Annotated in this window: 19 protein-coding genes; 10 read left to right on the top strand and 9 right to left on the bottom strand. The window is 55.4% G+C overall.

Going from position 1 to position 19,514, the window contains the following annotated elements; all coding sequences use genetic code 11:
• Positions 1-229 precede the first annotated feature (229 nt).
• Positions 230-4,651, bottom strand: coding sequence for a leucine-rich repeat protein (locus VGK23_13135; GenBank protein ID HEY3421489.1), 4,422 nt, complete (start codon positions 4,649-4,651; stop codon positions 230-232).
• A gap of 188 nt (positions 4,652-4,839) precedes the next feature.
• Here VGK23_13135 and VGK23_13130 point away from each other — a divergent pair, with 188 nt between their 5' ends.
• Positions 4,840-5,652 carry a metallophosphoesterase gene (locus tag VGK23_13130; protein HEY3421488.1) on the top strand — a complete coding sequence of 271 codons (813 nt, stop codon included), beginning with the start codon at positions 4,840-4,842 and terminating at the stop codon, positions 5,650-5,652.
• A gap of 59 nt (positions 5,653-5,711) precedes the next feature.
• Here the strand turns inward: VGK23_13130 and VGK23_13125 are convergent, their stop codons facing one another.
• Entirely contained in the window at positions 5,712-7,367 is a 1,656-nt protein-coding gene (locus tag VGK23_13125; protein HEY3421487.1) for a lipopolysaccharide kinase InaA family protein, read from the bottom strand.
• Between the two features lie 141 nt (positions 7,368-7,508).
• Between VGK23_13125 and VGK23_13120 the strand changes: the two genes are divergently transcribed.
• Positions 7,509-8,321: a UDP-2,3-diacylglucosamine diphosphatase gene (locus tag VGK23_13120; GenBank protein ID HEY3421486.1), complete on the top strand. Its 813-nt coding sequence runs from the start codon at positions 7,509-7,511 to the stop codon at positions 8,319-8,321.
• A 3-nt stretch (positions 8,322-8,324) separates the two neighbouring features.
• On the opposite strand, the gene VGK23_13115 is transcribed toward VGK23_13120, so the two are convergent.
• On the bottom strand, positions 8,325-8,570 hold the full coding sequence (locus VGK23_13115; protein ID HEY3421485.1) for a DUF2164 domain-containing protein: 246 nt from the start codon (positions 8,568-8,570) through the stop codon (positions 8,325-8,327).
• 147 nt (positions 8,571-8,717) lie between these two features.
• On the opposite strand from VGK23_13115, the gene VGK23_13110 reads away from it, so the two are divergent.
• From VGK23_13110 to VGK23_13100, 3 genes are all read left to right on the top strand, one after another.
• A complete protein-coding gene (locus tag VGK23_13110) occupies positions 8,718-9,536 on the top strand; it encodes a metallophosphoesterase (protein HEY3421484.1) in 819 nt (272 codons plus the stop codon).
• A gap of 85 nt (positions 9,537-9,621) precedes the next feature.
• Positions 9,622-10,287, top strand: a complete 666-nt coding sequence (locus VGK23_13105) for a ribonuclease III domain-containing protein (GenBank protein ID HEY3421483.1) — start codon at positions 9,622-9,624, stop codon at positions 10,285-10,287.
• A 288-nt stretch (positions 10,288-10,575) separates the two neighbouring features.
• Positions 10,576-10,917 carry a cupin domain-containing protein gene (locus VGK23_13100; GenBank protein HEY3421482.1) on the top strand — a complete coding sequence of 114 codons (342 nt, stop codon included), beginning with the start codon at positions 10,576-10,578 and terminating at the stop codon, positions 10,915-10,917.
• A gap of 89 nt (positions 10,918-11,006) precedes the next feature.
• Here the strand turns inward: VGK23_13100 and VGK23_13095 are convergent, their stop codons facing one another.
• Entirely contained in the window at positions 11,007-11,363 is a 357-nt protein-coding gene (locus VGK23_13095) for a DUF488 domain-containing protein (GenBank protein ID HEY3421481.1), read from the bottom strand.
• Positions 11,364-11,763: 400 nt separating this feature from the next.
• Here VGK23_13095 and VGK23_13090 point away from each other — a divergent pair, with 400 nt between their 5' ends.
• On the top strand, positions 11,764-12,726 hold the full coding sequence (locus VGK23_13090) for an ABC transporter ATP-binding protein (GenBank protein HEY3421480.1): 963 nt from the start codon (positions 11,764-11,766) through the stop codon (positions 12,724-12,726).
• Positions 12,723-13,838, top strand: coding sequence for an ABC transporter permease (locus tag VGK23_13085; protein HEY3421479.1), 1,116 nt, complete (start codon positions 12,723-12,725; stop codon positions 13,836-13,838). Before VGK23_13090 ends, VGK23_13085 begins: the two co-directional genes overlap by 4 nt.
• Before the next feature lie 35 nt (positions 13,839-13,873).
• On the opposite strand, the gene VGK23_13080 is transcribed toward VGK23_13085, so the two are convergent.
• From VGK23_13080 to VGK23_13065, 4 genes are all read right to left on the bottom strand, one after another.
• The gene (locus VGK23_13080; protein HEY3421478.1) at positions 13,874-14,548 is read right to left on the bottom strand and encodes a hemerythrin domain-containing protein; all 675 of its coding nucleotides are present in this window, start codon (positions 14,546-14,548) and stop codon (positions 13,874-13,876) included.
• Positions 14,549-14,706: 158 nt separating this feature from the next.
• Positions 14,707-15,105 (bottom strand): carboxymuconolactone decarboxylase family protein, encoded by a 399-nt coding sequence (locus VGK23_13075; protein ID HEY3421477.1) that lies wholly within the window; start codon positions 15,103-15,105, stop codon positions 14,707-14,709.
• 196 nt (positions 15,106-15,301) lie between these two features.
• Positions 15,302-15,787: an SRPBCC domain-containing protein gene (locus tag VGK23_13070; GenBank protein HEY3421476.1), complete on the bottom strand. Its 486-nt coding sequence runs from the start codon at positions 15,785-15,787 to the stop codon at positions 15,302-15,304.
• Between the two features lie 156 nt (positions 15,788-15,943).
• Positions 15,944-16,384 carry a PaaI family thioesterase gene (locus VGK23_13065; protein HEY3421475.1) on the bottom strand — a complete coding sequence of 147 codons (441 nt, stop codon included), beginning with the start codon at positions 16,382-16,384 and terminating at the stop codon, positions 15,944-15,946.
• A gap of 235 nt (positions 16,385-16,619) precedes the next feature.
• On the opposite strand from VGK23_13065, the gene VGK23_13060 reads away from it, so the two are divergent.
• Entirely contained in the window at positions 16,620-17,192 is a 573-nt protein-coding gene (locus VGK23_13060; protein HEY3421474.1) for a dihydrofolate reductase family protein, read from the top strand.
• Between the two features lie 63 nt (positions 17,193-17,255).
• A complete protein-coding gene (locus VGK23_13055; protein HEY3421473.1) occupies positions 17,256-17,705 on the top strand; it encodes a VOC family protein in 450 nt (149 codons plus the stop codon).
• 100 nt (positions 17,706-17,805) lie between these two features.
• On the opposite strand, the gene VGK23_13050 is transcribed toward VGK23_13055, so the two are convergent.
• The gene (locus tag VGK23_13050; GenBank protein ID HEY3421472.1) at positions 17,806-18,399 is read right to left on the bottom strand and encodes an isoprenylcysteine carboxylmethyltransferase family protein; all 594 of its coding nucleotides are present in this window, start codon (positions 18,397-18,399) and stop codon (positions 17,806-17,808) included.
• A gap of 244 nt (positions 18,400-18,643) precedes the next feature.
• Between VGK23_13050 and VGK23_13045 the strand changes: the two genes are divergently transcribed.
• Positions 18,644-19,486 (top strand): PH domain-containing protein, encoded by an 843-nt coding sequence (locus VGK23_13045; GenBank protein ID HEY3421471.1) that lies wholly within the window; start codon positions 18,644-18,646, stop codon positions 19,484-19,486.
• Positions 19,487-19,514: the final 28 nt, after the last annotated feature.

Genomic DNA, 19,514 nt, shown 5'->3' with positions numbered 1-19,514 from the left:
GAAGGAGTTAATATTATGTTTGGGTGGCAACTTAATATTATTCCTGATAGAGAGGAACAGGGACGATCTATAACGAACTCTCGCCCATCTGGCATAACCAGAGCCCGCATTTAGGTCGGACCCACTTTTTCATTGCTGATAACCTAACAGAACGGTCGGCTGGTCCGTTGAATCGGCCTGATGGACGTCAAGGATGAATGAAGAATCGGAGAGCTGATCGTCCCTCCGCTCATCTCTTCTCCGACCTCTTCTTCTTAGACGAAGCTTCGCCCTTCTTTTCCCTTCCCCCGGCCTCACTGTCGACCGCGGGCCTCCTGCGTATGACGATCACCAGTACCAGGATGGCGGCGATCAGCAGACCGACCGCCATGATCAGCACATTTCCGTCCCTCCAGGTCCGGAGGTCGACACGCGGGTCGACCGTCAATCCTCCGTTGTCCACGTCTTGGGCGGTCATGATGACCGCGGTGCTCTGGGTTGCATAGCCCGGCTCCTCGACCTCAAGAACATACTCGCCGATGGCCACGTCATGGAAGGCGTATGAACCGTTCCCATCGCTCGTGGTGGTCTGCAGCATGCCCAGGCCGGCGGACGCAGCAAGGATGAAGCGGCCCATCCCGGTCTGGGCCGCCACGCTATGACCGACCAGCCTAACCATTGCGTTGGCCAGTGCCTTTCCGTCATGGCCATGGACCATTCCGGAGATCTTACCCACCCGGGCGGTGCTGAACGTCCATGACTCTGAAATCGGGTTCCCTGCGAGGTCCTTGCCGTTCACGGTCGCGGTGTAACTGGTGTTGCCTTTGAGCGCCGCCGATGGCATGAAGGTGGCGTCGAGGCCGTTCCAGACCAGCGAACCGTCCACGCCGAGGGAGATCGTGGTGGATGACGGGTCCATGGCCTCGCTGAAGGTCAGATCGACGGTCGAACGGGTCGATTCCTTGCTGCCCGTCGGCATCTTGGAAGAGATCGTCGGTGGCATAGTGTCAACGATGAAGGACACCAACGCTGTCCTGTCGTTCCCGGCATGGTCGGTCGCCCTAACATAGACCTTCCGGGGACCGTCCTGCATGGATATGGAGGAACTGCTGCCGGCCACGGTCGTCCAGACCGAACCGTCGACACTGACCTCTGTCCTGGCGGGTCCGGAAACGTCATCAACGACCGTCCAGCCGACCATTATGTTCGAGCTGTTGATGTAGGAGGCGGATCCCGGCGATGTTATGGCAAGGATGGGGGCGGTCGGGTCCACGATGATGGTGACCGAAGACGTATTCACCCGGGAATCTGCATCCGTGACCCTGACATACAGGGTCCTTGTGCCCTGTGCGAGACCGCTCATGGTGCTGCTCGACCCTGTGACCGTGGTCCATGCGGTGAGATCGCTTCGCACTTCGGTCCTGACCACGATGGAGGTCATGGCCGATGCCGTCCACCGCAACACCACGTTTCCGGAATTGTTGTAGGACCAAGCCTCGGGGGACGATATGTCCAGCTTAAGCAGGGCCTCGGCCGGTGTGACCAGGACGAAAGAGGAACCAGGTCCGATTCCGGCGAGATTGTGCGCCTTGACGGTGAACGAATAGGTTTGGCCATTGGTCAGTCCGGATATCCTGGTGCCGATGGTGCTCACAGCCTTCACCTCCACCCCGTCCTGATATACCAAGTAGTGATCGACGTTGGAATTGACCGGCCCCGTCCAATTCAGGGTGACATGACCGTCACCGGCTATCGCCATCAGGCCTGTCGGCGCTATCGGCAGGTCCATGAGCTCCCAGGCTGCATCCTCGGTTATCGGGCCGTTCATGGTCAGGGTGACCGGATTGGTCGCGCCGGTATAGCTGCCTGGACCGGTCCCGGTCCAGAAATCGAACGCGTAACCCTGACCCGCCGGTGCGGGTGGTGGCGTTGCGGTCATGTTCACCGATGCCAGGGCATCGTGCCATGTGCTGCCCAGTGCCGGGGTCGTCGTACCGATAGAAGCGGTCAAGGTCAGCTGGTACTGGAGCGTCCAGGCGGCTTTCTCGGTCATCGGGCCGTTCATGGTCAGTGTGACCGAGTTGGTCGTCCCCGAATAGCTGCCTGAACCAGTTCCGGCCCAGCCGATGAAAGATGTCCGTTCGCCCGCAGAGGTCGCCATGGCCGCGGCCGAGATGCTGACCGCTGAGGACGCGTCATGCCAGTAGCTCCCCGCAACCGGCGTTGTCGTGCCCAGGTTCGCGGAGAGGGTCAGCCGGTATTGGTGCGCCCATGATGCCGTTTCGGTGACCGGACCGTTCACGGTCACAGTGACCGGGTTGGTCGAACCGGTGTAATTGCCAACGCCGGTCCCGGTCCAACCTTTGAAGAGATACCGCTCGCCCAGTGCCTCTCTGGGTTGTCCCGCAGTTATCGAGAACGGGGTGCCAGCGTCCTGCCATGAGGTTCCCGAGGAGGGAGCGGTGGTCCCGATGTCCGTGGCCATCGTGACCTGATACTGATGCATCCACGAAGCCGTCTCCGCGATCGGTCCGTTCATGGTTATCGATCTCTGGCCGGTTGTTCCGGAATAATTTCCAGGGCCAATACCGACCCAGCCTAACCACACGAAGCGCTCGCCCACCCCGGATGAAGGCAGGGAGGCATTGATCGAGACCGACGACCCGGCGTCGTGCCAGGTAGACCCGGCCCCGGGATTGGTGGTCCCGAAATTCGAGGACATCGTCAGCTGGTATTCGTGGACGAACAGGGCCGTGACCACGTCGGCAGCGGTAACGACGGTGTAATCATGCACCTGGCCGCCTCCATCGCTCCAGGAACTGAACGTGTAACGCTCTCCGGCCCTGACCGACACGGTCGACATGGCCGATAGGCTGTGGACGCTGTTCATCGTCCAATTGAAGGTATGAGGAGCGCTGTAAGCCGCCCCATCCACCATGATGTATCCGGAACCGACCGGACTCGAAGTGATGGTGATCCCTATGATCGGAAGCATGTTCGCGGTGACGGTCCCAGGGGCGTTGACGACCGCCGTGGTCGATGATGATTGGGCGTCGAAAGTGATCCCGGCCGAGCCGCTCCATGAGCCGAAATAGTTCGCCCCGGTGGGAGTGGCAGTGATCGACAGTGTTCCAGCGTTGACCCAAATGCCGCTACCGGAGGGAGTGGTGCTGCCCGTCCCCGAGGGAGAAACGGCGAATGTCAGTTGGTACTGATGCGTCCAGGAGGCGGTCTCGGTGATGGGGCCATTCATGATAACGTCGGTGGAGTCGTCCGAACCGGAGAAGCTTCCCGCACCGGAACCGCTCCAGCCTGCGAAAACGTATCTTTCGCCAGTGGCTACGGATGTCTGGTCTCCCTCGATGGTAACCGAAGAACCGGCTTCATACCAGTGTTCGCCCGCACCTGGGGAGGTGGTTCCCACCCCTGCGGAGATAGTAAGCTTGTATTGCAGCGTCCAATGGGCTGTTTGGCTGATGGGTCCGTTCATGGTGATGGAGGCCGGATTATCCTTTCCGGTGTAACCGCCATCCCCGGTCCCGGTCCAGCCGTCGAAAACGTACCTGCCTTCACCCGGGTCAGGTGCTATGGCCGTGATCGATACCGTTCCGTTCCTCTCCCATGTGCCCTCGGCCGGTGAAGTGGTCCCGATGTTGGTGTCCATCTCCAGATCGCTGATGCACCCGGTGGGTATGCCCTGCCACAACGGTGTGGTGAATCCCGCCCCAAAGTAGTAGTAAATCTTCAGGCCGGCACCGTGGGTGCTTATCCACCCTGCTCCAAATGACGGCTTAGCACCGTTGAAGTTCATGTGCGTAAGGGCGGTGCAATTGCTGAACCCCTCCCCTCCGATGGAGATGACCGAGGCCGGGATGGTGATCGAGGTCATTGAACCGCTGTGAAAGAAAGCCCGATATCCTATGTTCGTTGTACCATCCAGGATCGTCGGTATGCCCGACCTGACCAAAGGATACTGGACAAGGACGGTCATCGACTTGTCGTAAAGCACCCCACCGACGGCAGCATAATTCATATTACCATCGTCGACGGTGAATCCAGTCAATGCGGAACAGTAGCTGAAGGCCCCTTCTCCGATTGTCACCAGGTTATCGGGTATGTCGACCGTGCTCAGAGACGAGCAATGATAGAAGGCCTGGCTTCCGACTGTTGCGACCTCGGCTGTGAATGTGAACGAAGGAAGGGACACACACGAATCGAAGGCGGAGGGGCCGATGGTCGCCAGGCTGCTCGTGGGGTTCATGTCGACGCTTTCCAGCACACCGTCCCCATAGAAAGCGCTGTCACCGATGGCGGTAACGCTGTCCGGGATCACTATCGAGCGTAACCCGGTGCATTGATAGAATGCGCTAGACCCGATGTTGACGACCCCATCAGGGATCGTGACCGCCGTTATGCTCCCCTGATCGGAGAACGAAGAGTCCCCGATGGAGGTGACCGGGTGGGTGTCCAGAACCGACGGGATATCCACGACCGCATCCGTTCCCAGATAACCGGTGATCTCAGCGTGGAGACCGCCATCGATGACCTGGTACTCGTAGACGCCGGAGAGATCCGCCCTTACAGGGTTCGACGATAACACCAAAAGCGCCCCTAGGGACAGACCTAGAATACAGACAAATGTGATCGCACGGATCCCGGACCTCGATACCATCTAAGCTCCTCCAACCTCGATGACGCCCACCGTTGAGGACAGACCGTTTTCATATCGGCTCTTTGACCTTTAATGATATCTTTTTCTCAAATCTGAAAATGAGATCCTATAGCCTACCTCTCATTCCTGGCAACACGGTATAAATAATTCGAGCTTGGTTTGTTTTCATCGGTGATCCCATCAAGGTCATGGTCGTTTCGGATGTCCACCTGGGGAGCGATAAGTGCGATAAGACGGCCTTCAACGGGTTCTTGAACTCTCTTGGGGAAGACAACGATCTGACCGACCTGGTGCTCCTGGGGGACATCGTGGACATGTGGCGGAGGGACGCCTCGGGTGTGTTCCTGGAGAACATGGATACGGTGAGGATCATCAAGGACCTTGGTAATAGGATAAATGTCCACTGGGTGGCGGGCAACCACGACTACCACCTATTGAAACTGAAGAACCGGGCCCCGCATTACAACTACCCGTTCGAGTTCCATGAAACCTTGGAACTGACTGATGGACCTCATACCTACCGCTTCATGCACGGATATGAGTTCGAGTATGGGGACGAAATAAGGTTCATCAAGCCGATCCTGGAGATGCTGTGCCATGTCATGTCCGATGCCGAGGGCGTGCCGGAGGACGAGATGTGGGTGAGCATAACGAAAATCATGGCCGACATTCACTATTCAGCATTCTCGCACTTACTGGAAGGAAAGGACCTTACCGTCAACCGGAGAAGTCTTCATGATACGCCAGCCGAGCGTCTGAAAGATAAATTGGAGAAGCTGGAGGCGCGATCTTTCGATGAGATCAGAGGCAAAGCGGGAACCGTCCTCGTATTCGGCCATACGCATCACCCATTCATAAATATCGGAGAGAGCCTGGTCAATGCCGGATCCTGGGTCAGGGACGCTGAACCTCACAACACCTTCGTGGTGCTGGAAGAGGGAAAGCCCAGGCTGTTCGTGTTCGGCGGCAGGGAGATCACCGAGAGGATCGAGATCGTTTAAGGACTCGTTGGCCAATCCGCTCTCCGGGTGATTGGCTCCCAGTCGACGAATCCGTTAGATCATGATTCTAAAACTCTTCGTTGTTGGATATCGGGTGAGGAGTGTCTCTCGAGAGATTCCCTCACCACGCGTCTCATCTTTCGCTTTACGAAGATCAAGAACGGATTCATGTACCTTATCTTTCTCGCTTTGGCTATGGTCTGGCTGCCATTTTGTTCCCGGTAGGCTGCCAGGAAGGAATCGGCGACTAGCTTCATCCCTGCCTCCTTCTCAGCGGACCTCGCCGAATAGTAGAGGAATTCGGCCAGGTCCCAGGCTTTATCCCCTCCTTCCTCTGCCTGCTCCAGGTCCAATAGATAGAGTCCGTCCTTTCCTATGAGTGCGTTCGCTGGCTTCGTGTCCCCATAGACCATACCGGCACGGTGCATCTTTCCCAGCACCCGGGCGTATTCCTCAATATGGCCGGTATCGGTGGACTTCCCCTCGAATATCTCCTGGACGTACCGATCGAGGGGAGTGCCTTCAGTATACTCGGTCACCAGGGTCCTGTCCTCCAAAATGATCCCGGCAATGCGGTGGGTCCTGATCCCGAGCCCACGAAGCCGTGTGACCGCCTCGATCTCCCGGTTCAGCCTCGATAACGGGGCCATATTGAAGCTCTTAGCGGCAAGAGACCAAATGTTCAGAATGAACCACTTCGCTGACTTCAGCTCTGGGAAGGGCTTCATGATGAACTTCGCTTGCCTCCCTCCCCCCTTGATCTCCAACCCCTTACTGGAATTGGTGAAGTCTCCCATCTTCTTCTCTTCGTGTTCGTAGGCTCCAGCGAAACCATTTATCTGGGCCAACTCTTCGATCATCTTACTGGCATCGTCAAAGACCACCCCCTCTTCAAGTCGGAGCAATTTCTTGGGCCGTTCAAGCTCGACCATGGTCCAGATCTTTTGATGGATCGAAGCCTCCGGAATGGGTTGGGTCTTGGGCTGGATGCCTACCTTGCTAGCTGAGGAATGAAGAGTGTTCCGGGTCATCTCTTTCGCGGTCTGGGGATACAGCTTGCCGAGATCGTCAAGGGCTTCCAATCGTTTAACACGGCCCCCTGGGATCCGGACCGAATCGTTCGACCTATCGATCACCGCTTGGGCAGCGAGTTTCTCTGAGGCCTCTTGAAATCCTTTGAGGGCGAATGTCAGGTTACGTTCCTTCCTAGCGCCGCTGTAAGTGCGTACGTATCCCTCGACCTCATCAGGATGGGCCAAGGCCATTTTGTGCAGCTTATCGAATAAAAAGTATTCATAGGGAATTATGAAGTTCGAGGAGAGATCGTCGTAGTCTGATTGAAGCTCGAAAAGGACCTCGGCAATTATCCTCCTTTTGTAGCTCAGCTCAACCTGGCGGATGAACTCTTGATTGACCAGTGGTTCGTAGATGTTCAGAAGGTTGCTCAGGGCCTTTTCACCCGAACCGCCGCCATCGACCGCTGCAAGAAGCTCTTTCTCTTCGACGAGGATATATGAATGAGCATCGGGCTTTGTTCCTTTAGGGTCCGCTTCGATGTTCGGGAGGCCTTTGGTGACTATTACAAGGTCATAGGAAGAGGTATCCGTCCCATAGCCAGCCACCTTCGGACCGAACGCATACAGGGAATGGATCCCTTCCTTGGGAACGTTAGACACGGCATAGGCGACGATCTCTTCCCTCTCTTCCTCGGTCAAGTTCAATTTCTATTCCAACCAGATTAATCATTCGTATCACCTGGATTATTAGACTTCCTACTGTGGCTGATCACCATGCGGAGCCCCCACCGATTTATATACAGCGCGCTGGACTGATTTACCGGTGATATCATCAAGATCGTGGTCGTTTCTGATGTCCATCTAGGCAGCGCGAGTTGTGACCGGGCTTCCTTCAACTCGTTCCTAAGTTCCCTGCGCGAAGACCCTGAGATCACGGACCTTGTGCTCCTGGGGGACATCGTGGACATGTGGCGGAGGGACGCCTCGGGTGTGTTCCTGGAGAACATGGACACCATACAGCTCATCAAGGACCTGCAGGGAAAAATAAAAGTGCATTGGGTGGCCGGAAATCATGACTATCACCTACTGAAATTGAAGAACCGGGCCCCGCATTACCGGTATCCTTTCGAGTTCAAACAAGAATTGGAACTGGTAGACAGCGGCCGTACCATCAGGTTCATGCATGGCTACGAGTTCGAATATGGGCATGAACTCAGGATCATAAGACCTTCGATGGATATCCTGTGCCACTTCATGTCCGACGTTGATGGGGTCCGGGAGGAGGAACTGTGGACCTACCTGCGGAGAAGATTCCTGGACCTACATTATACTGTTTTCACCCAACACCTGGAGAGGCGGCTCAAAAGGCGGTCCCGGAGCCTGAATGATGGACCCGAGGAAAGACTGGCACAGAACCGGCTTGAGGTGGTCGAGAAGCGCGCCCATGAGGAGGTGCGGAGCAAACCTGGCCAACTCCTTGTCTTCGGCCACACACATCACCCTTTCATCAGCAAAGGAGAGGATCTGGTCAACACCGGCTCGTGGGTGACCGAGTCGAAGATCTACAAGACCTATGTGGTGCTGGAAGGAGGAAGGCCGCACCTGTTCGTGTATGGGGGAGGCGAGATCATGGATAGGCAGGAGATACCCTAGAATTCACTTCGGTCTTATGATCTGGATAGACATCATGTCCTCTATCCTATCGCCGATGTACTTCGCCGAATCGTTGACCCCCTGGTTGTAGAACTCCGGGGCCAGTCTCTCAATGATGAAGTCCAGCAGCAGGCCGGCCCCGAGATCGCCGATCGCCTCCCCCCTTTCCTTTTGGAAATACCTCTTGATCGAGGTTATCATGTCTGTCCTTTGCTCCTTGGTCAATCTGATCTTGTCATTGACGCCCATCGTCATTTATCCCCGGACCGAATAGGTCTTGTCCAAATTAATGACATTGCCCGTGATGGCATAATTGTACGCATCTACCCATTCCTTACCTCACCGGGTTTATATATTCCGGGCAAGACTTCATTTCATGGTGATACCGTCAAAGTCGTGGTAGTATCCGATGTCCACCTGGGGAGCGTGAACAGCCATAAAGATCCCTTCAAATCGTTCCTGCGATCTCTCCTCGAAGATGGAGAACTGACCGACCTGGTGCTCCTGGGCGATATCGTGGAGATGTGGCATCGGGATGCGTCGGGCGTGTTCCTGGAGAACATGGACACGATGGAATTGCTCTTGGCGCTCAAGGAAAGGATGAACGTCCACTGGGTGGCGGGCAACCACGACTACCACCTATTGAAACTGAAGAACCGGGCCCCGCATTACAACTACCCGTTCGAGTTCCATGAGACCCTGGAACTGACGGATGGGCTGCATACCTACCGCTTCATGCACGGATATGAGTTCGAGTACGGGAGCGAGACCAAGTTCATCAGGCCGATACTCGAGATCCTGTGCCATGTCATGTCTGATTCCGATGGAATACCGAAGGACGACGTCTGGACATACCTGGCCAAGAAGATGGGCGACGTGCAGTACTCCGTCATCGCCGAGCGGGGGGAGGAAGGGAAGCTCAAGCTGACCACCGGGAGCATCGAGGACGGGCCCGAGATAAGGCTGAAGAACCGCATCGAAGGCATCGAGAAACTTGCCTATGCCGAGGTCCATGGGAGGCCGAAAGAGATCCTGGTGTTCGGCCATACGCATAATCCGTTCATCAGTCAGGAGGGGAACCTGATCAACACCGGTTCATGGGTCACCGAAGGGACGCCTCCCAACACCTATGTCGTCCTGCAGGCGGGGAGACCAAGGCTGTTCGTATACGAAGGAGAGGAGATCTTGGAGCGTAAGGTCATGAACCATCCATAGGACGACCATGGTCGATCCGAACAAAGAACGATCACGGCAGTGTTTAATGGACCTTCCACATATCCGCCAGGGAGAGATGAATCGAATGGAGACCATCGAGGAGTACGTCAAGGACCTGCTGGTAACGGACAGCGACGGAAAGATCCTGGCACAGGCATTGACCCCCAAATCTGCCGGAGTGCCGAACAACGAAAGGCTGGAATTCCTGGGCAATGCCGTTCTCAACATGCGAGTGGCCGAGGCCATCTTTGACCTGGAACAGGAGTTCGCGCCGGGCACCATGTCCCTGATGTGCAATTATCTTAGAAGCAACCCGGTCCTGGTCATGGCGGGTAGGGAGGGCGGACTCGCCGTAATGCTGGCCATGCATCACGGAGATGCGGGGGCCAAGGTCACCGACAAGATGGTGTCGACGGCATTCGAAGCGATCGTCGGGATGCTATACCAGCACGTGGGGTATGAGGCGGCGAGCGGTTTCATTGACCGGTTCCTTCTGACGGATGACCTCTTGTCGGGCTCGACCAGCGGCAAGGGACCGATCACGGACCTGAAGGAACTGGTGGACCGGAACCGGGAACTGGTCGTCACCCATAACGTGTCCGAGCGCACCGAAGATGGACAGCTGATCTTCCGCCATACGACCACGATAAACGGGAGAACGGTGGAGGGCGAGGGCCGGACCAAGAAGAAGGCCGAGGCCATAGCGGCGGTGAAGGCCCTGAAAGAGGCCGGGACCATGGATGTTCAATGATCGAATAGGAGGGCTGGGGATCGCCGATCGGGCGCTGCGGATGCCTGGCCACCTTTCTCGATCCATATCAGCTCTCATCTCGAGAAGGTAATGAAAAACGATCCGTTCCCAGCACCTCACACTCACGGTCTGGTATCTTGCTACATTTCTCCATGTCGATGGGAACGAAGGTTTGACACGTCTGGCCTAAGGAAAGGCCGACACCGAATGGTGTTGGACGCCGAGGTGAAGTGACCTTCTACGACCTCAGCGGTAAGAACTATAACGCCATGTGCCAGTTACCATTGCATGTTCTATCGAAGATGTGATGACGGCTATAGGACCAGGGCGCCAGGGATATCGCGGAAGACGCTTACCTATGGTAACCACACGCTCTTCACCGAATTCCGACTGAAGGCGGACTGCCTCTTTCCCAGCCATTCCCATCTCCAGGAGCAGACCGGATATCTCGTGTCGGGGTCGATGCGCCTGACCATCGGGACGGAAGAGTCAATGGTCGGCCCGGGAGATAGCTGGAACATACCTGGCAACACCGTTCATGGAGCGGTCATACTGGAAGATTCGGTGGCTATCGAGGTCTTCTCCCCGGTCCGGGAGGATTACCTACCGGATGAAAAGAAGGATGACTGAACATCGGACCGCTGCCGCGGAAGGAGAATGTTGGGTCTTCGATGCCTCCCCACGCTATTTTGATCCTTTCCACGCCATACTGGGCGACCTCAACCGGATTCGTCGGACCTGGTCAGGAAATCCCGAAGTATGGCAGCACTGTTCCGTACCTCGTCCCGGGTGGAGAATATCAGGGTGATCTTTCCCTTGTCGGCCATATCCTTCAATTTCTGGACGTTCGCAGGATTGGCCTCCAGCTCTTTCCAGTACCTTTCCCGGAACTCATCCCATTTGGCATCTTCATGCGAGAACCACTTTCTGAGGTCAGGAGATGGAGCGACCTCCTTGAGCCAAACGTCCACCGCCGCCTTGGACTTCGAAACGCCCCTGGGCCATAACCGGTCGACCAGAACCCTCGTGCCATCATCCGGGCTTGACGGTTCGTACACCCTCTTCAAGCCGATCATCGATGGTATGTGCGAGCCCGACCAAAATAATACTTGGCATGACCGGGGAGATGGTCAGTTTTCCTCCGAATGAACGGCCGGTTTCCTCCCATTTGGTGCTTGAGAGGCCGGGCAATGGGTGAAATAGATTTATAAAAAGGTCCAGAACCCCGGCAGTAGCCAGGTCTGACCTGCTGTCCTATGTTCCTACATAAAGCAGAAGCAGATGACAGGGATAGCCGACTGTTACGGAAGGCAGAGCCGACGATGACCCTCGTCGATCGATCGATTAAATCGACAAGAGATTTTGGGGGGGTGGTTAGAAAAGGCCGGGCTCCAAAAGTTATTTCAAATGAGGTGTGCCAATATTGCACAGGACGTTGAATTGCATCGATGCCTCGAAAATGTCGGAGACACACATTTGAACCCTATCGAAGTCACAGAACTGAAAAAGCACTACGGTGACATAAAAGCAGTCGACGGCATCTCGTTCAGTGTCAAGGGGGGAGAGGTGTTCGGCCTCCTGGGACCGAACGGGGCCGGAAAGACCACCACCATAGAGATCCTGGAGGGCCTGAGGAAAAAGGATGGCGGAGAGGCCACCGTGCTCGGCCTGGACCCGTGGGAGAGCGGGTACAAGCTCCACCGGAAGATCGGCGTCATTCCACAGGAGTTCACCTTCTTCGACAAGACCAGCCCCCGGGAGGCGATCCTCTATTATGCCATGCTCTTTGATATCGAGGTCGATCCAGACAAGATCCTCAAGGATGTTCTATTGGAAGAATCGGCCAATGTCCATTTCGACAACCTCTCCGGGGGACAGAAACGCAAGACCGGGCTGGCACTGTCCCTGGTCAACTCTCCGGAGCTTCTGTTCCTGGACGAGCCTACGACCGGCCTGGACCCCAACGCCAGGAGGGCGGTCTGGGAGGTGATCCGGGGTCTTAAGGAAAAAGGCAAGACCATCGTGCTCACCACCCACTATCTGGACGAGGCGCAGGTGCTCTCCGACCGAGTGGCCATCGTGGACCATGGGCGCATCGTGGCGATGGGCACGTCGGACGAGATCATCAGAGAACACGGCTCCGGGGAGCGGCTGGAGATACGCGGGAGCAAGGAGCTTGCAGATCACATCCAGGAGAACACCAAGCTGAAGGTGACGTTCAATACCGGAGAGATCAGCATCAAAATGGACCGGAAGACGGATGCCTTGACGGCATTGGAGTCGGCCGAGAGCTCGGGTATGGAGTGGGGCGACATCCGCACCCGGAGGGACAGCCTGGACGATGTGTTCGTAAAACTGGTGAGCGGGATCGTGGATGAGCGTGGAGAGCTGAAGAGGAGAACGAACAACGGGCCTCGGGAAGGAGGTGGTGGCCAATGATCAGCGGAAAACGCATCCTCGCCGATTTCAAGGTCTACAGCAGAGGCTACCTGCGCAACCGGATCGGGCTGTTCTTCGGACTGGTTTTCCCGGTCATCCTGATCCTGATCTTCGGCGCCATTTTCTCCGGCAATTCGGGCGGCACCGTCGACGTCTATATGCAGAACCAGGACAGCGGGCCGTTCTCGGTGCCGCAGATGAATGTCGCGGGTCAATTCCTGAAAGCGCTGAACGCCACCCACACCCTGAAAGTTATCATGGTGGATCCGTCTCTGGACCTGCCCAAATACCTGGCGGATCATTCCGCCTCTGACGGCATCATCATCCCGGCGGGATTCTCGGCCAACTATCTGGCTGCTCATCAGGTGAACATCACGGTCTTCGGAAACCCGGCATCGACCAGCAGCAGCATAGTCGCCGGAACGGTCAACGGGGTGTCCAACCTGTTCAACCTGCAACGCTTCAACGGCACGAGCGTCATCGGCCTGACGCAGACCACGGTCAACACCCAGCAGACCAAATACATCGATTTCCTGATCCCTGGGCTTATCGGCTTCTCGATACTGGTCAGCCCGATGTTCTCCCTTACCAACATTTCCTCGGAATATAAGAAGACCAAGCTGTTCAAGCAGCTCAGCCTCACGCCGCTGACGAAGATGGAATGGCTGCTGTCGAAGGTCATGTGGTACATCGTCCTGTCCGCGATCTCATTCGTCCTGATGGTGACCGTCGGCATCCTGGCGTTCGACGCCCACATTACCCTGACCATCTGGATCCTGCCATTCCTGCTGATAGGCCCTACGCTCTTCGCAGCCCTGGGCATGCTGGTCGGAACGGTGTCCAAGAACCCGGAGACGGCCGGCGTGGTGGGCAACATCGTGACCTTCCCGATGATGTTCCTATCCGGGACGTTCTTCCCCATCAGCATCATGCCGATGTACCTGCAAGGCATCGCGCACGTGCTGCCGCTGTTCTATGTGATCGAAGGGATCAACAACGTCATGGTGTATGGGAACATCGGCGCCGCACTGGCCGACATGGCAATTATACTGGTCATAACGGCAGTTGTCTTCGTTGCGGCGGTAAGGCTTTTCAAATGGAGAGAGGACTAGGCTGGCGCTTGAGGATCACGAGTTTGCCATTCTTCCTATGGGAGACCTCCCCTTGACCTCAGGTCCTCGTAATCCTCTGGAGACAAGACCTTTTGCGAAATCCCGCTGAACATCTTCATCATCTCGGGCGGAGCATTATCCAGGGCCCTGACCATTTCAACCCTCTCCCCTCTGCTTACGGCCGGAAGCATGATGCCCAGGTCGAACGCCAGCATCTCGGGTGCTTCTGACCCGATGATATGGCCGAAGATACCCTTCACCTCTTCGTCGCTGCACAGCCGCCAAAGTTCCGGCTGAGCCTGTTCCTCTTCGTAGTCTATGTGTTCGAGGTAGAAAGCCACGAAGCGGTTCCAGGCCAGGTAGAGTTCCTGGAACAGTGCCTTGCCTTCAGTCGACGGGATGGACTTGTTCGACATCATCGTTTCCGTCATGGCGACAAGGTCATCCAATTGCCTGTGCATCACCGTGTGGTCCTGTTCCAGTTTACGGGCACCTCCGGGAACGCGCTGGGCCAGGATAGGATGGACATAGGTCTCCTCAGTATGGGCATGATTGCGCAGTTCATCTCGGAACGCTGCTATTCGGGCGCTCAACCTTGTAAGGCTCTCTGGATCTTCCGGCTCGGCCTGACCGGCCAGGTCTGATATGCGGAACATCTCAAAGCGCTGGCCTTTGTGTATGTTCTTATAGAGCTCAAAGCCTGATGGCATGCAGAACATATGGTTGCTGCATGGATTATAAGAATGACGATATGCTCGAATATTAAAAAGAGGGGGTCGACCCACCGATTCGATCCCCTCGGGTGGCCGCTGAGTGCTGTTGGGGAACTACGAGGGCCAGGTCTGGGCGACCAGATTGTCGGACCGCATCATCGACCGATCATACCTGCCAGCATCCTTTCTCCCTGAACAAAACAGGGAACTCCCCTCAGCCAGAGCACGAGCTTCAGCGTTTCGTATATCTCTGCGTCACTGGCTCCGGCCCGTTTGGCCTTCTCCAGGACCTTGTGGGTCTGGCCCTCCTGTCTTTCCGCAAGGGCGACGGCCAAAGCGATAAGATGTTTCTCCTTCCTGGTCAAGGCGCCCTCCTTCCATACATCGTCGTAGAGGTCTGCTATGACCTTCTCCAGGTTCCCGCCGATCTCCTCGTCGATCTTTCCTGCCCCGGTCAGGGCGAGAGGGACATAACCGATCTTCTCCTCGAGGTCGCATTTGTGACGGGATTTCCGGCATGTTCCAACCTTGTCATCCTGCGGTGTTTCTGCCATGGAATGTTGCTCTTACCTCCACCTATTTGAAAATTGCAGGTACCATACTCATTGTCAGAGATCAGGCGTCGGAGAGCACGTTTCAACAACGGCGTCGATTGTGGTCAAGAATGGCGAGGGCCCTATAGGATGGGGATCTGCAAAATTGAATGAATCTCAGTCGGTCGTACAGACAACACGATCGTGAACGACCAGATCATGGCCGTCCTTTCCTGGCCTTGTCCGCAAGACCTTCAAGCCATTCCTGATGCCTCATTTGCATATTGTCGGGCCTAAACCGGTTATTAAGCCTGGCGAGCCACCCATAATGGGTCTCTTCTGTCACCACCTTGCATCCCATGTCGGTGCCTTGCAGAAGCCATGCGTGATATGCTGAGACCCCTCGGCCTTTTGCATCCCAGGCAAGCCTTTTTCCAGTTTCGAACTCAACAACCGTCGAAACCAGATCGAGGCCGAACGTCTTCCATGCGAATCTGGTCCCGAGTTGGAGGTCGGGAGGGGATCCCTCCAGGAAACGAACATCCTTGGAGTTGGTATACCAGGTAGGCCAGAGCTCCGCCCGCACTAGCCATCCCCACACCGAATCGCAGGGCGCCTTGACGACCAGTTCGTTCCTGACGTGTACCGGTGCGTTCCGTGGATCGAAGTGTTCCGGCCATTGGATCCCGTCCGGATCTCCCATGCGATTATGATGCGTGGATTCTCTAGATATACCTGCCTCAGATGGTCCATTGACCTCATACATTCAACATAATGACATCCATGGTGCTCATTGCCGGAATATCGGGGAGATCGGACAGGTAGCCGTTGCCCGGTTCCCAACGCTATGGAAATCATTTCATTTGGATGGATTCTCAGGAATTCTCTCTCCGACGAGCTTCCCTAGATCGACCTCGATGAACAATCCCTTTGCTTCAGCGACCAAAACGTTCGTCGTTCCGTTGACGATGGTAGCGTAGACGTCGATCTTCCTCCCTTCTCGTCTGACGACCTCGGCTTCGCAGATTAGAAGGTCGCCGACCAGTGCTGGGCTTCGATAGTCGACCGTCATCTTGGCGATGACCGCAACCGTCTCATTCCTGGCGACGGCGTGGTACATAACCTCATCGAACAGGACACAGGTAACGCCTCCGTGCATCAACCCGGGATATCCAGTATACTCAGGCTTGACCGAGAACTCGATATGGGCCTTGTTACCGCGATATTCCTTCTTCAAATGGAGACCGATAGGATTGTCCTTGCCACAACCGAAACACCGGCTTATATCAACCGCGTTCATGATCTATCACCTTGACCCATCCAACAGCAGTACTCTATTGTATCCTTGCCGCAGTGAGGGAATGCATTAGGGGCAAATAATGATGTCCAGTCCAAGATCGGATGGGACGAATTTGCTAAGGCCATCTCCACCACGCTCAGCCTGACTGACCACATGGAATATCCTTAAGGAATCAAGCCGCACGCTTCGACCCGATGCAAACTGATTTAATCAGGCTGCTTGACTAATATTAATCATGAGAAAGATAACGGTGTTCAATTACGTCACCCTCGACGGTTACTTTGCCGGACCACTTGGGGACACGGATTGGTTCAAATCGATCAAGAAGGATGAGGAATTCGATAACGTAACCCATAAAGAGGCGAAATCGGGGGGTACGGTTATCCTAGGACACAAGACCTATGAGATGATGAAGAGCTACTGGCCCACACAGGAAGCGATCAGGAACGACCCCGAGATGGCCAAGGTCATGAACAACAGTGAGAAGATTGTCTTCTCCAGAAAGCTCGAGAGCGTGGAGGAAGGGCCGAACTGGAAGAACGTCTCGCTGATGAAGGAGATCACGAAAGACAGCATAACCAAGCTCAAGAAGCAGAAAGGAAAGGACATGGTCATAATCGGGAGCGGTTCCATAGTCAGGCAGCTTACGGAGCTGGGCCTTATCGACGAATACGAATTGATAGTGGTCCCGATCGTCCTGGGAATGGGGAAGAGCTTCTTCGCCAACATCAAACAGATGGACCTTGAGCTCATAGATGCCAAAGCATACGGGAATGGGGTGGTCCAGCTGAGGTACCGACCGGCCTGAACCGGAAGGAGCGATGACCTTCCTCACGGCATCATTAAGTAGGCCTAGCTCCAAAATCGGTCTATGAAGTCCATAAACCCATACCTCAACTTCAAAGACAAGACGGAAGAAGCGTTCAATTTCTACAAGTCGGTCCTGGGCGGCGAGTTCACCATGCTCCAGAGGTTCAAGGACATGCCGCCAGGCTCGGGAGATGTCGCGGAGAGTGAGAGGGAGCTCATATTGCATGTCTCTCTCGTCCTAAACAACGGCATAGTCATAATGGGCAGCGACGCCCCAGAGGCGCATGGCCTGAAGGTGATCACGGGCAACAACGTCCACATGATGATCAACGCAGAAAGCGAGGCGGAGGCGGAGACCATATTCAAGGGCCTGTCGGATGGAGGGAAGGTCACGATGCCCCTGCAGAAGATGTTCTGGGGTGCGTTGTATGCTTCATTCGCCGATAAGTTCGGGGTCAACTGGATGATCAACTATGACCTCCAACCGAGACCGCTTGAGACAGGGTTCTAGGCTAGGTGGACAGGTCTACGGGAGTTCGATGCACCTACCGCGATGCCGGTAGTGCCCAACTTATTTCCCTTTTGAACTGGAAGGCAATCCCTTTGGTGCATCAAATCAGAAAAGGGATCACCCTTTTTGTCCTTCCCATATATTCGATGTAACTTTTACCGAGGTTCGCCACCAACACCTTTTCCTCCACCAGCATTCTATGTCCGTAACTGATCGCAAAGACCAGCATTATGACCAGCACCGCACCCCAGGATTGCATGGCCAGGCCTATCCCGACCATTATGAGAAGCGCGCCGGTGTAGGAAGGATGCCTGATCAAGCTATACGGACCGGATTCCACCACCCTCTGACCTTCCTGTACACCTATGACCCCAGAGAAATAACGGCCAAGGACAGCGATGGCCCATTGTCTGAAGGCGATGCCGGTCAGCATCACTACCAGCCCGAGATAATAGGCCCAGCTTGGCAAAACGGCAACATCGTTCTTCGCGAACAATTGGGACACTATGAGGGCGACAATCCATGAGGATATGACCAATAGATTCGATCCCCTATTCTTCTGCTGGACCCTGGTTCCCTGCCGTTTCAGGGCCGGTATGATCATTACCCCGAGAAATTCGGCCAAGAAGAACAGACCCAAAACGGCAAAGAACCCCATTTCAGCTAGGTCAGAGGTGAGGATTTCGACGGACATGGTTCACCCTAACAAGGTAGGATTGAATCTTAAGACCATTATAAATTATTTCCCAACACGGGACAAGGAAAACAGATGACCATTGAACCGATTGGACCTCCCATTGCTCCCATTCGGATGTTGGTCTAGTCCTCTGTGTAGCTCCAATCATTCTTATAATCACGGGCTCGTATAATCATCGCGTTTCTAGCCAAGGACAGGGACTTTAGGTCATTTGACAATCAACGTTAGGGGGGATAAAAGGATGAACAGCAAAATGGGATCTGTCACAACAAAGATAACCAGCGGAACACCCGCGTCCGCATATCTAGTAAGCGGGGAGGACATCAAATGGAGCGGCAAGCCAGCAGCGATCGTGATTTTAGGCAGAGGGCTATTGTTGACCTTCTTTGCCTTGATCTATTTGATCAGCATGTTTGCCTACGACGGAGACAAGAAGAACCTTCTACCGGTCGCAGTAGCGGTGATAGCGTGCCTCCTGATGATATGGGATGAGCGCCGCTTCGGGCTTCTCGGCGGCCTTATAGGCATCGGCATTGCGGTCGTGTCCATGATATCCAACGGCGGACTGGGATATTGGTACCTCATCCCGTTGGCGTTCGCTCTCGTCGCCCTGCTGTTCAATTACATCTACCTGAACAGGGTCCTGTTCTTGATCACCGACCGCCGGATCATTACCAGATACGGCATCTTTTCCCTGCGCTTCGCTGAGGTCGGCGTCGACAAGATCCAGAACGTGACGGTGATCCAGCCATGGTATGAAAGGCTCCTCGGTTATGGCGATATCTATTTCGCAACATCCGGAGAGAAGGGAGGGATCGACTACGAGTCCCCTGGTATCAAATTGAGGAGCGGCGGGGCTGTAAGCTGGGAGAACGTGGCCCAGCCCTTTATGGTCAACAAGATCGCCAGCGCCGTGGTCAATCCAGCCGCCATGCCGGTCATGGTGGTCAACCAGCCGGCCGCGCAGCCTGCGACCGTTTCCACCTCGGACCGCCTGAAAGAACTGGACGAACTGAAGCAGAAGGGATTGGTGACCCAGCAGGAGTACGACACGAAGAGGAAACAGATACTGGAGAAGCTCTGAGGAGATCCTGAAGAAGAAAAAAGGACGA

The organism is Methanomassiliicoccales archaeon, from assembly GCA_036504055.1.
In the GTDB taxonomy this organism is placed as follows: domain Archaea; phylum Thermoplasmatota; class Thermoplasmata; order Methanomassiliicoccales; family UBA472; genus DASXVU01.
Note: the sequence above shows the minus strand (reverse complement) of the source record. Positions and strands in the feature narration are given on the sequence as shown.

Excerpts from the sequence above, each read along its gene's own strand:
- VGK23_13135 (HEY3421489.1), bottom strand. The coding sequence starts at position 4,651 with ATGGTATCGAGGTCCGGGATCCGTGCGATCACATTTGTCTGTATTCTA.
- VGK23_13130 (HEY3421488.1), top strand. The coding sequence starts at position 4,840 with ATGGTCGTTTCGGATGTCCACCTGGGGAGCGATAAGTGCGATAAGACG.
- VGK23_13115 (HEY3421485.1), bottom strand. The coding sequence starts at position 8,570 with ATGGGCGTCAATGACAAGATCAGATTGACCAAGGAGCAAAGGACAGAC.
- VGK23_13105 (HEY3421483.1), top strand. The coding sequence starts at position 9,622 with ATGGAGACCATCGAGGAGTACGTCAAGGACCTGCTGGTAACGGACAGC.
- VGK23_13100 (HEY3421482.1), top strand. The coding sequence starts at position 10,576 with ATGTTCTATCGAAGATGTGATGACGGCTATAGGACCAGGGCGCCAGGG.
- VGK23_13095 (HEY3421481.1), bottom strand. The coding sequence starts at position 11,363 with ATGATCGGCTTGAAGAGGGTGTACGAACCGTCAAGCCCGGATGATGGC.
- VGK23_13085 (HEY3421479.1), top strand. The coding sequence starts at position 12,723 with ATGATCAGCGGAAAACGCATCCTCGCCGATTTCAAGGTCTACAGCAGA.
- VGK23_13080 (HEY3421478.1), bottom strand. The coding sequence starts at position 14,548 with ATGCCATCAGGCTTTGAGCTCTATAAGAACATACACAAAGGCCAGCGC.
- VGK23_13075 (HEY3421477.1), bottom strand. The coding sequence starts at position 15,105 with ATGGCAGAAACACCGCAGGATGACAAGGTTGGAACATGCCGGAAATCC.
- VGK23_13070 (HEY3421476.1), bottom strand. The coding sequence starts at position 15,787 with ATGGGAGATCCGGACGGGATCCAATGGCCGGAACACTTCGATCCACGG.
- VGK23_13065 (HEY3421475.1), bottom strand. The coding sequence starts at position 16,384 with ATGAACGCGGTTGATATAAGCCGGTGTTTCGGTTGTGGCAAGGACAAT.
- VGK23_13060 (HEY3421474.1), top strand. The coding sequence starts at position 16,620 with ATGAGAAAGATAACGGTGTTCAATTACGTCACCCTCGACGGTTACTTT.
- VGK23_13055 (HEY3421473.1), top strand. The coding sequence starts at position 17,256 with ATGAAGTCCATAAACCCATACCTCAACTTCAAAGACAAGACGGAAGAA.
- VGK23_13050 (HEY3421472.1), bottom strand. The coding sequence starts at position 18,399 with ATGTCCGTCGAAATCCTCACCTCTGACCTAGCTGAAATGGGGTTCTTT.
- VGK23_13045 (HEY3421471.1), top strand. The coding sequence starts at position 18,644 with ATGAACAGCAAAATGGGATCTGTCACAACAAAGATAACCAGCGGAACA.